The organism is Enterobacter cloacae complex sp. P1B, assembly GCF_014982345.1.
Taxonomy (GTDB): domain Bacteria; phylum Pseudomonadota; class Gammaproteobacteria; order Enterobacterales; family Enterobacteriaceae; genus Enterobacter; species Enterobacter bugandensis.
Map to the genome: position 1 here is coordinate 36,191 of NZ_JADCLF010000003.1, position 11,224 is coordinate 47,414.

Sequence of the window (11,224 nt, forward strand, 5' to 3'; positions counted from 1 at the left end):
AAAATGGAAAGAGTAAACAATGCAGCAGTTACAGAACGTTATTGAGTCCGCTTTTGAGCGTCGCGCCGAGATCACTCCGGCAAATGTGGATACCGTGACCCGTGAAGCGGTAAACCAGGTTATTTCCCTGCTGGATTCCGGCGCCCTGCGCGTGGCAGAAAAAATCGACGGTCAGTGGGTTACTCATCAATGGCTGAAGAAGGCCGTGCTGCTCTCTTTCCGCATCAACGATAACCAGGTTATCGACGGAGCAGAAAGCCGCTACTTCGATAAAGTGCCAATGAAATTCGCGGATTACGACGAAGCGCGTTTCCAGAAAGAAGGCTTCCGCGTAGTCCCACCAGCGGCAGTTCGTCAGGGCGCATTCATCGCACGTAACACCGTGCTGATGCCATCCTATGTGAACATCGGTGCGTACGTTGACGAAGGCACCATGGTCGATACCTGGGCAACCGTCGGTTCCTGCGCGCAGATCGGTAAAAACGTTCACCTGTCCGGCGGCGTCGGCATCGGTGGCGTTCTGGAGCCACTGCAGGCTAACCCGACCATCATCGAAGACAACTGCTTCATCGGCGCGCGTTCAGAAGTGGTTGAAGGCGTGATCGTGGAAGAAGGCTCCGTGATCTCCATGGGCGTTTACATCGGCCAGAGCACCCGCATTTACGATCGCGAAACCGGCGAAGTGCACTACGGTCGCGTTCCGGCGGGCTCAGTGGTCGTTTCCGGTAACCTGCCGTCAAAAGACGGTAAATACAGCCTGTACTGTGCCGTTATCGTGAAGAAAGTGGATGCGAAAACCCGCGGTAAAGTGGGCATCAACGAACTGCTGCGCACCATCGACTAATCCCCGACGCGTTGATAAACCGGGACGCGCCTGTGCGTCCCGGTATAATCATCAAAAACGTCCGTTTCCGCAGTCGCGATTGCCATTCCCTTTGTTCTCAACCCTGCGATATCCGCCGCCATACGCTGGCTCCCCAGCCAGAAAAGCCCGTCGAGAGCCGTCACGGCCAGACCCGACTCCAGCGCCAGCTTCAGTCGCTCACGCGGCGCTTTTACCTCTTTGGCGATCTGCCGGAAGGGCTCTGCAGTAAGCCCGGTGGGATCGATCCGCCGAATGCGGGTACTCATGCGGTACTGAAAAGCCTCAGGAATCGCATTGAGATCGGCTTTCAGGCTGTAGACGCAGCCAAAGCGCTTGCCGTTAAAGATGACGTTCTTCTGGCTTAGCTGAAACTCATCGCGCAGCCCGGCGATAAGCTGAGGGGCGCGGGTCAGCACCAGTCGGAACGGCAGTTCGAAGCTGGTGACATAATCCACGTTCAGTAAGGCAATACGTAAACGCTCTTCCGCACCCGCCTTTAGCTGGCGGCACTCTGCGGCAACTTCTGCCCACTGGTGCGTGAGCCTTGGGCTCTCATCTGCGGCGCCAAAGCTGTATTTTTCGATCTGATAATCAATGCGTCCTGACATGTCATTATCCCCGCGGGCTACGCTTTTGTGCGATAACTTTGCCTCATTTCCCCGCTTTTGAATACCCGTCTCGCTCGCCTTTTCTCAGCTGAAGTAACAATGATGAATCTCTTTACAAGGAAGTTCACCTCGTTACTTAATGCAAATTTTTTCTTTTAAAACATAGGTTTGTTGAAAAACAGGATTAACGATATTATTCGTGAACAGCAAATAATAATCTGGCCTTGCGGGCAATAAACGGGAATCGTGCAATGAGTCATTACGGCAAAATAATTGGTGCGGGGATCGCAGGTCTGGTCACTCTGGCCGGGACGTATTTATGGGGAAAAAATAGCGGCAAAGACGAAGGGATTGCTGAAGGGCAGCAGATCGCAAAAGCTGAATACGCCGAAAAGATCAAAAAACTCCAGACTGAACTGGCGGACATGACGCGCGATATCAGTAAACGGGATGACTTTATCCTCGCGGCGTATGCACTGGGGACATGCTGCATCAAGGCTAATGGCAAGACCCCAGCGGAAAATATTGCCCTGCTGGATGATGCAGTGTCTGGTCTTGTTCCGCGGGAAAAGTTACCTCAAGCCGTTCAGCAGAAGATCGTCGAGATGGTCGAAACACCGCCCAATCTGCCAACGGTTTGGTCACTTATAAATGAATATCAGCTTAACGATGCGAAAAGCCTGGAGAGGTTTAGCCTCATTGTTGGCATGATGGCAAGTCAGGATGAGCTAAGAACACAAAGCGAAAGTGATTTTATGACCTCCTGGAACTTACTGGTTGCGGCCTGAGGACGACGGATGACAAATCTTAATGCACATCTCGCCAGAATGAAAAAGCTGCAACAGATGCGGAATGCCCCTGCGCTAAAATCCGTGGCGACGGCGTCCGCCATCGAAGCTCATCTGACCGGAGAAGTCGATGCTGCATTTATAAAGGGGTGCGATACCGGCAGCATTTACCGCGAAGCGATTATGGGGGCCAACCTGACGGTCAGCAACGACGACGTTATGGCCCGCCTGGACGTAATCTCAACGGGCAGCGCCATCGACAATATCCTCGAACCCGTGTTTCTCAGCCTGCTCGACGGCACAATGCGCGCCTGCAATATCGGCACCCGACAAGGTGTTACCCCGTCCCGCCTGTACCAGGAGTGCCGGGCGTTCAGTTACGAAGCGCCCGAAAGAAATGCCTTTATGCTGGATAGCTACAGCGAGCACTTGAACGAGCGTCAAAACATTGACCGTTTTTCTGAACAATCGTCGTTTAACGGCGGCGAAATGACACGCAACAACGACTCTCTGAACATGCGCGATGGTGCAAAAATGAAGGCCCGTAAAGAGAACCATTTCTCCGGTAATCTGCGCGCTGAGGATGAATATGGTAACGGCACGATCTACCAGTACAAAAAACATGCGAAAAGCGAGGGAGAGCAGAAGCAGGCTGCCGAAGTCGATCATGTCGTCTCCTGCGCCGAAGTATGCAACAACCTCAAAAGCAACAAGGCTCTGAAGCTTGATGACATCAAAAATATTCTCAATATTGACGAAAATTATGCTGTTACCAGCATGCAAAACAACCGTGGCGAGAAAACCGGTAAGTTCGCTAAAACCCGCGAAGAACTCCAGCAGGAGATCGATCAGGGCTTTGTAGTTGTCAAAAAAGGGAAAAAAGATGTCGCGCATCCGCTGACAGAAGAGGAAATCAAAACGCGGCAGGTGATGGTCGAGAAAATGGACATCGCGCAGCAAACGATGGATACCAAAACCAATGAAACCGTATTTGATAATATCCGCAAGGATCGCGACGTCCAAAAAGTTCTGGCGAAAGATGCGGCCCAGGCATCAGGTCATCAGTCGCTGGGCGATCTCATTCTCTTCATTATCAAGCCTCTTTACTATGAGCTGCGCAGCTGTTTAACGCACGGTATTGAAGCTGGCGTAGGTGCGAGCGATTTTTCGCAGGCTCTGTCGATTCGTCTTGGTCGCATGAAAGATCACATTCTCAAAAACGCTGTTGTTTTATTAAAAGATGTTGCCGTCGGCTTTATTAAAAACTTCGTGTCGATGCTGCTGGAAGGGATTGTTAACTGCTTCGTTGGCGTGTTTAAAAACATCATGCGGATGGTAAAAGAAGGCTTTAAGGTCCTGATGCAGACGGTACCGATCCTCAGGGATAAACACAGCAGTATGGCCCAAAAAGGCGATGCCATTCTTAAGCTTGTAGCAGGTTCTCTTTCCGTCTTTGCGGCTATTGGCCTTGAGTCATGGCTCAGCGGCCTTGGTCTACCAGGACCGCTCCCCATTTTACTCTCATCGGTCCTGACCGCCGTGATTACGGCGCTGGTGATGTTCCTGCTGGATAAGCTCGATCTGTTCGGCGTCAATCAGGCAATCAAAAAACAGCGGATCGACGAACTGTTGGAACAGGAAATTACCTCCACGGAAAGCGAAATGCTGGCCTCCATCGCCTTACTGCGCTAGCGCTCAGATCGTCAGGTTTTGGTATTAAATTGATTTCCACTTGACGTAGTCGTTAAAAACAACAATAAACGAGTGGGGGCAATGCACCTTCCCTGCCCGGTAATTTCAGTGAAATGTAATCAGGATCGACCCCGCTTTTTTTGTATATGAGGGTGGCAAAAAGGAATTTTTTCATTAATTATTCAAAGGTTATGTTGAGATAAGGGTACCGCTATGTACGATAATCTGAAAAGTCTGGGCATTACCAATCCTGATGAAATCGATCGTTACAGCCTTCGCCAGGAAGCCAACAACGACATTTTAAAAATCTATTTTCACAAGGATAAAGGAGAGTTTTTCGCCAAGAGCGTGAAGTTTAAATATCCACGCCAGCGTAAGACCGTCGTCGCTGACGGCGTAGGACAAGGGTACAAAGAGGTGCAGGAAATCAGCCCTAACCTGCGCTATGTGATCGATGAACTCGATCAGATTTGCCAGCGCGATCGCACCGAAGTCGATCTCAAGCGTAAGATCCTCGACGATCTGCGTCACCTTGAAAGCGTTGTCACCAACAAGATCAGCGAGATTGAAGCGGATCTTGAGAAATTAACGCGGAAATAAAAGCAAAATGGCAATCCCTGATTGCCTTTTTTAGTGTTTGCGCCCTCTCCCCGTGGGAGAGGGATGGGGTGAGGGCACCAGACCGCACTCAGTCATCTCTGTTCGTCCAGCTGCAACGCGACATAGAGCAGCAGCCTGTCGTCAAAGTTCCCCAAATCCAGCCCCGTCAGCTCCGAGATCCGGTTTAGCCGGTACTCAAGCGTATTGCGATGAATAAACAGCGCTTTTGAGGTCGCCAGCGGTTGCACGTTATGGCGGAACCACGCCTGCAGCGTCCGGCGCAGCAACCCATTGTTGTCCATCGCCTTCAGGCGCGCTAATGGCCGCGCCAGCTCATTGGCCTGCCAGCCGCCGCGCAGGCTGTCGAGCAGCACCGGCAGCATCAGATCCTGATAGAAATAACTGCGGCTCTCCGGCATCCGCTGCTTGCCCACCATCATGGTAGTGCGCGCGGTACGCCAGGACCGGGCGATGCTGCCCGGCCCGGTAAAGTAATTGCCCAGGGCAACGCGAAAACGCAACTGGCCGTTCTCCTGCATACGGGAAATCAGCAGTTCCACGCGACGACGATGATCTTCCGCATCCCAGCGGCCGAACGCATTGAGCGCGGGTTTGAGTACCACCATTTCCGTCAGCGAGACGATCGCCACCAGGTTGTCGCGCTCCGGCGTCGCCAGCGCATTTTGAAGCTGCTGCAGCTCGGCCATCGCGCTGTCTACGCCAAGCTGTCCGCTATCGACCTCAATCACCGCCACCACGCGCGGCTGGTTCAGATCGATCCCCAGACGCTGCGCCCATTCGCTGAGTGCAGGCGTATGTTCTTCCGCCTGAATCAGGTTCATCACCAGCTCTTCACGTAAGCGGCTGTCCTGAGCAAGCAGATGCATCAGACGCGACTGCTCCAGCATCATTTCCGCCGTCATGCAGACCAGCTCGCCGTATTTACGCAGGGATTCCGGTTCGCCCGTCAGGCCGATGACGCCAACAATTTCCCCTTCCAGACGCAGCGGCAAGTTGATCCCCTGACGCACGCCGTGCAGGTGTTTCGCTACCGCATCATCGATATCAACCACGCGGCCCTGAGAGAGCACCAGCAGGGCTCCTTCGTGCAATTCCCCAATACGCTCGCGATCGCCGCTGCCAATAATGCGCCCGCGAGCATCCATTACGTTGATATTGGTATCAATGATGCGCATGGTGCGCGCCACGATATCCTGCGCCATTTTGGTATCAAGATGCCAGCCAGCCATGTAACCCTCCTGTGAGCAGAGCTCAAGCATAGGGAAGTTCAGCAGCGACTGCATTGTGCGAATGCACAAAGTGAGAGGGGGAAGTATGGAGTTGCGGTAGGCGTCACAGAAACGAGAAAGCCCCTGCGTACAGGGGCTTAAGAGAATTACTGCATCAGCAGGTAAATTGAGGTGTCACCGCGCTGGATATTCAGCGCCAGCACGGACGGTTTGCTGTCGAGAATTTTGCGCAGTTCAGCGATGTTTTTCACCGGTTGCTGGTTAGCCCCCATGATCACATCGCCTTTTTTCAGGCCGATACGGGCAGCAGGTGAATTTGCTTTCACGTTGTTCACCACCACGCCTTTGTCCTGGCCCTTGTTACTCATCTCTGCGCCTTCAATTCCGCTGAAGATGGTGCTGGAGTCCACCTGATTCTGGCTGCTCTGCTGCAGCTCCAGGCTTACGTTAACCGGTTTGCCGTCACGCAGCAGGCCAAGGGTCACTTTGCTGCCAATTGGCATCGAGCCCACTTCCGCACGCAAGGCGGCAAAGCTGCTGATCGGTTTACCGTTCAGAGAGGTGATCACATCACCCGCTTTAATGCCCGCCTTCGCTGCAGAGGAGTTCGGCATAACCTGGCTGACGAACGCACCGCGCTGCGCATCCACCTTCATCGCTTTCGCCAGCTCGGAGTTCAGCTCGGTACCCATAATACCCAGCTCACCGCGTTTCACCTGGCCGTACTGCACCATTTGAGCAGTCAGGTTTTTCACCATGTTGCTCGGGATAGCAAAGCCGATACCGATGTTACCGCCGTCCGGTGCCAGAATAGCGGTGTTGATACCGATCAGCTCGCCGTTCAGGTTCACCAGCGCACCGCCGGAGTTACCACGGTTAATGGCCGCATCCGTCTGGATGAAGTTTTCATAGTTTTCCGCATTCAGGCCGCTACGGCCCAGCGCAGAGACAATACCGGAGGTCACGGTTTCACCCAGACCGAACGGGTTACCGATAGCGACGGTGTAATCGCCCACGCGCAGCGCATCGGAGTCGGCAATTTTAATCGCCGTCAGGTTCTTCGGATCCTGAATCTGGATCAGCGCGATGTCGGAGCGCGGATCTTTACCCACCACTTTAGCATCGAATTTACGACCATCGCTCAGCTGAACTTTAATGGTGCTGGCGTTATCCACAACGTGGTTGTTGGTGACCACGTAGCCTTTTGCGGCATCAATAATCACACCGGAACCAAGCGCCATGAATTTCTGTTGCTGGCCGCCGCCCTGGCCGTCATCCCCTGCGCCACCGCCCTGACAGAACGGAGAACTCTGGAATGGCGAACCGTCCTGGCAGAACGGTGAATTGTCACCGAAGAACTGCTGGAAGTTACGCGGCATGCGCGGCGTATTGACGGTCGTGCTGCCCTCAACGTTAATACTCACCACCGATGGCATCACTTTTTCGAGCATCGGTGCCAGGCTTGGCATCTGCTGCGCGGTTGCTGCCGACGACGCGGTCTCGGCTGCAGTAGCAGTCAGAGGAGACAGCGCTAAACCTAAACTCAGAGCCAGTGCACTCATTGCTAATGTGGTTTTTTTCATGTTTCTCAATCTCGATTTACAGGTAACGCAAAATTGCTGTGTAACTCAGATTCATTTTATACCGCTTAGTTCCGGCCATAAGTTTATGGAAAAGGTAAAAATTTATTGGCCTTCTTTACAAAACTCCGGAATTATTCCACGGCCATGAGCTTGCGGTATTCATCCCAGGCATACAAATCGGTCATGCCGCTGATATAGTCCTGGATTAGACGGCAGCGATAATAATATTCCATCACCGGCCATTCCAGAGCGTGGCGATCCAGCTTACCCATCGCTTCGACATACGCCAGCCGATGGCGGGTAGAAAGCTTCTGATAAAGCCGGGATTCGATAGGAATTCGCCGCACGCGTTCTTTTTCCACCAACTCGCTAAACTCCTCGACGGAGAGTTGAAGCAACGGGGAATAAATTTCCAGTAATCCACTGATTACACGGTATCCCTGCAGTTCCAGCTGCTCGACATCAGGATGGCTGAACACATGCCGCATTGCCACATGTTTATAAAGCTCAAGGAGTTGGCTGAAACTGCTGTCATCTTCCAATAGCGCATGATTGAATTCCCCGCTAAAGATTTGCGGCAAATTATCAATAAAGCGCGAGGCGGCATACGGCACCAGTTTATTTAATGTATTGACCCGCAAATACATAAAGAACTGATCTTCCGTACTGCGGCTCAACGTATTTGAGCGCGATTTTTCCCAGGCATTTTCGACAACCTGCGCAAACAGCGATCCTTTTTCATGGGTTCCCCATGCCGCATAAAGATGCTGATAAAGCTCCTCGACGCTGAATATTCTTTTCTCAACGGCATCTTCCAGGTCAGCCACGCAATAGGAAATATCGTCGGCGGCTTCCATAATCCACGTCAATGGGAATCGGCCGTTTGGCGTCAGGGAAAGTTCTTTACGCAGCCGTTCTATATAGGCCTCTTCGGAAAGGTAATAGCCCGGTTTTTTCATTAAATAGCTGTGGGATGCGGGCGTTTCCCCCATCCACCACGCGGGACGCGTATATTTCAAAATGCAGCCAACCTGCGCCCAGGTCAGGTTCATGCGCATCAGGGAGTGCACCAGCCGGATCCCCTGCGCGTTGCCCTCAAAGTGACAGAGATCCTGGCGCACTTTGCGGCGCAAATCGTTCAGCCCTTCTTCGCCTTCACGCAGGCGTAAATCGCGCACGATGCAGCGGTCATCGCTGAGTGGCTGGCTTGCCGCATCCGACGGATAAAGCCGTTGTTTAAACCAGTCATTAATAGCCGCCTCGCCAAAATGGCCAAAAGGCGGGTTGCCGATGTCATGCATCAGGCAGGCCATCTCAACGATGCTCTCGAAAGGCCCCGTCAGCTCATCCAGGCCATAGGTTTCCAGTAAACGCTGCTCTTTGAGGCGGCTTAAAATCTCTTTGGCAATATAACGCCCGACCTGCTGCACTTCCATGGAGTGGGTTAAGCGCGTGCGCACCGCGGCGTTACGCTCCAGCGGGAATACCTGGGTCTTTTGCTGCAGACGCCGGATGGCGGGCGAGTTAATAATCCTGCCGCGATCGCTTTCGAAGATACGCAGGATCTCATGTTCGCTCTTTTTGCCCTGCGGCGAACGGAAACGTCGGTGCCAGTTAATTTTGGTACGAAAATCGATTGGTGACATGTGCTCCCCCGCGTGAGAATGCGTTTCCCCTTAACCGCATGATAGACTATGCCTCTTAACAAGGCACATCGCGAGTAAATCTATGAAAATCGGCATTATTGGTGCAATGGAAGAAGAAGTTACGCTCCTGCGTGACAAAATTGAGAACCGTCAGACCCTCTCTCTCGGGGGTTGTGAGATCTACACCGGACAGCTGAACGGTGTTGAGGTGGCTCTGCTGAAATCAGGCATCGGTAAAGTGGCTGCTGCGCTGGGTGCGACCCTGCTGCTTGAGCGCTGCAAGCCGGACGTCATCATTAACACGGGCTCAGCAGGCGGTCTGGCACCGACGCTGAAAGTGGGCGATATCGTTGTCTCCGACGAAGCGCGTTACCACGATGCTGACGTCACCGCGTTCGGCTACGAATACGGCCAGCTTCCGGGCTGCCCGGCAGGGTTTAAAGCTGACGATAAACTGATAGCGGCGGCTGAAGCCTGCATTGCTGAGCTCAATCTCAACGCGGTACGCGGCCTGATTGTCAGCGGTGATGCGTTCATCAATGGCTCGGTCGGTCTGGCGAAAATCCGTCATAACTTCCCGCAGGCGGTTGCCGTAGAGATGGAAGCGACCGCGATTGCGCACGTTTGCCACAATTTCAGCGTACCATTCGTGGTGGTTCGCGCCATCTCTGACGTGGCAGACCAGCAGTCTCACATCAGCTTCGACGAGTTCCTGGCCGTTGCGGCAAAACAGTCCACCGTGATGGTGGAACGCCTGGTGCAGAACCTGGCGCGTGGCTAAACGGTCTATCAGGGCGCTGGCCGCCCTGCTGCTGCTTGCACCGGCGTGGCTGTTCGCCGCGCCGCGTGTGATTACCCTCTCTCCCGCTAATACCGAACTGGCGTTTGCCGCCGGGATCACCCCCGTTGGCGTCAGCAGCTTTTCAGATTACCCCCCACAGGCGGCCGGCATTGAACAAGTGGCAACCTGGCAAGGGATGAATCTTGAGCGCATTGTGGCGCTTAAGCCGGATCTCGTGCTGGCCTGGCGCGGCGGTAACGCCGAGCGGCAGGTTAACCAGCTCACCTCACTTGGCATCAAGGTCATGTGGGTTGACGCGGTAAGTATTGAGCAGGTCGCTCAGGCTCTGCGCGCCCTGGCCCCTTATAGCCCTGCGCCTCAAAAAGCCGAGAGTGCGGCGAACCAGATACTCAGCGACTATGCCGCGCTGAAAGCCCAATACGATACGCCAGCCAAAAAGCGCATCTTCCTGCAGTTCGGCAGCCAGCCGCTGTTTACCACCGGAAAAGGCTCGATTCAGAACCAGGTGCTGGAAGTGTGCGGCGGTGAAAATATCTTTGCTGCCAGCCGGGTACCGTGGCCTCAGGTGAGCCGTGAGCAGGTTCTGGCGCGCCAGCCGCAGGCCATCGTCGTGGTCGGAAATGCGAGCGAGATTCCTAAAATTAAACAATTCTGGCAGAGCCAGCTAAAAATTCCGGTGATCCCACTCAACGGTGACTGGTTTGAACGCGCCAGCCCGCGTATTATCCTCGCCGCAAAACAGCTCTGTGCCGCCCTGGCAGAGGGTCATTAACATTTGTTCGAGGATTTAACGATGCTCGTTTATTGGCTGGATATTCTTGGTACAGCCGTTTTTGCTATCTCCGGCGTCCTGCTCGCCGGAAAACTACGCATGGATCCGTTTGGCGTGCTGGTGCTTGGCGTGGTGACCGCCGTTGGCGGCGGGACAATCCGCGATATGGCGCTGGCGAATGGCCCGGTGTTTTGGGTGAAAGATCCTACCGATCTTGTGGTCGCAATGGTCACCTGTCTGTTAACCATTGTGCTGGTTCGCCAGCCCCGCCGATTACCCAAATGGATATTGCCGGTACTGGATGCCGTCGGTCTGGCCGTGTTTGTCGGTATTGGCGTCAATAAGGCGTTTAATGCGGGCACCGGCCCGATGGTGGCGATCTGCATGGGCGTGTTAACCGGCGTGGGCGGCGGCATCATTCGCGACATTCTGGCGCGTGAGGTGCCGATGATCCTGCGTACTGAAATTTACGCAACGGCCTGTATTGCGGGCGGCATTGTCCACGCGACCGCGTACTACACGTTTGCAATTCCGCTGGAAAACGCCGCGATGCTGGGGATGCTCGTGACGCTGGTGATACGTTTAGCGGCAATACGCTGGCACCTGAAGCTGCCGACG

The 11,224-nt window shown here is 53.9% G+C and carries 10 protein-coding genes and 1 pseudogene; 7 read left to right on the forward strand and 4 right to left on the reverse strand.

Annotated features, from left to right (window positions below):
• Nucleotides 1-19: 19 nt before the first annotated feature.
• Nucleotides 20-844, forward strand: a complete 825-nt coding sequence (gene dapD / locus INF77_RS01525) for a 2,3,4,5-tetrahydropyridine-2,6-dicarboxylate N-succinyltransferase (protein ID WP_008501915.1) — start codon at nt 20-22, stop codon at nt 842-844.
• Here dapD and INF77_RS01530 read toward each other — a convergent pair.
• A complete protein-coding gene (locus INF77_RS01530) occupies nt 841-1,473 on the reverse strand; it encodes a DNA-binding protein (RefSeq protein ID WP_193532824.1) in 633 nt (210 codons plus the stop codon). The two genes, dapD and INF77_RS01530, sit on opposite strands and share 4 nt — an antisense overlap.
• A 251-nt stretch (nt 1,474-1,724) precedes the next feature.
• Here INF77_RS01530 and INF77_RS01535 point away from each other — a divergent pair, with 251 nt between their 5' ends.
• From INF77_RS01535 to INF77_RS01545, 3 genes are all read left to right on the forward strand, one after another.
• On the forward strand, nt 1,725-2,261 hold the full coding sequence (locus INF77_RS01535) for a hypothetical protein (protein WP_193532825.1): 537 nt from the start codon (nt 1,725-1,727) through the stop codon (nt 2,259-2,261).
• Nucleotides 2,262-2,270: 9 nt separating this feature from the next.
• Nucleotides 2,271-3,953 carry a hypothetical protein gene (locus INF77_RS01540; RefSeq protein ID WP_193532826.1) on the forward strand — a complete coding sequence of 561 codons (1,683 nt, stop codon included), beginning with the start codon at nt 2,271-2,273 and terminating at the stop codon, nt 3,951-3,953.
• Between the two features lie 213 nt (nt 3,954-4,166).
• Nucleotides 4,167-4,553 (forward strand): DUF3461 family protein, encoded by a 387-nt coding sequence (locus INF77_RS01545; RefSeq protein WP_014168696.1) that lies wholly within the window; start codon nt 4,167-4,169, stop codon nt 4,551-4,553.
• A 92-nt stretch (nt 4,554-4,645) separates the two neighbouring features.
• On the opposite strand, the gene cdaR is transcribed toward INF77_RS01545, so the two are convergent.
• The 3 genes from cdaR to dgt all read right to left on the reverse strand — a co-directional run bounded on the left by cdaR (nt 4,646) and on the right by dgt (nt 9,032).
• On the reverse strand, nt 4,646-5,803 hold the full coding sequence (cdaR, locus tag INF77_RS01550; protein WP_032644978.1) for a DNA-binding transcriptional regulator CdaR: 1,158 nt from the start codon (nt 5,801-5,803) through the stop codon (nt 4,646-4,648).
• Nucleotides 5,804-5,949: 146 nt separating this feature from the next.
• Nucleotides 5,950-7,386, reverse strand: a complete 1,437-nt coding sequence (gene degP, locus INF77_RS01555; RefSeq protein ID WP_028015572.1) for a serine endoprotease DegP — start codon at nt 7,384-7,386, stop codon at nt 5,950-5,952.
• A gap of 131 nt (nt 7,387-7,517) precedes the next feature.
• The gene (gene dgt / locus INF77_RS01560) at nt 7,518-9,032 is read right to left on the reverse strand and encodes a dGTPase (RefSeq protein ID WP_193532827.1); all 1,515 of its coding nucleotides are present in this window, start codon (nt 9,030-9,032) and stop codon (nt 7,518-7,520) included.
• An 82-nt stretch (nt 9,033-9,114) separates the two neighbouring features.
• Here dgt and mtnN point away from each other — a divergent pair, with 82 nt between their 5' ends.
• The 3 genes and pseudogenes from mtnN to INF77_RS01575 form a co-directional block, all read left to right on the forward strand.
• Nucleotides 9,115-9,813, forward strand: coding sequence for a 5'-methylthioadenosine/S-adenosylhomocysteine nucleosidase (mtnN, locus tag INF77_RS01565; protein ID WP_028015570.1), 699 nt, complete (start codon nt 9,115-9,117; stop codon nt 9,811-9,813).
• Nucleotides 9,806-10,606, forward strand: a complete 801-nt coding sequence (btuF, locus tag INF77_RS01570; protein ID WP_063943781.1) for a vitamin B12 ABC transporter substrate-binding protein BtuF — start codon at nt 9,806-9,808, stop codon at nt 10,604-10,606. Before mtnN ends, btuF begins: the two co-directional genes overlap by 8 nt.
• A 21-nt stretch (nt 10,607-10,627) precedes the next feature.
• Nucleotides 10,628-11,224, forward strand: a pseudogene (locus INF77_RS01575) (TRIC cation channel family protein); the annotation flags it as partial.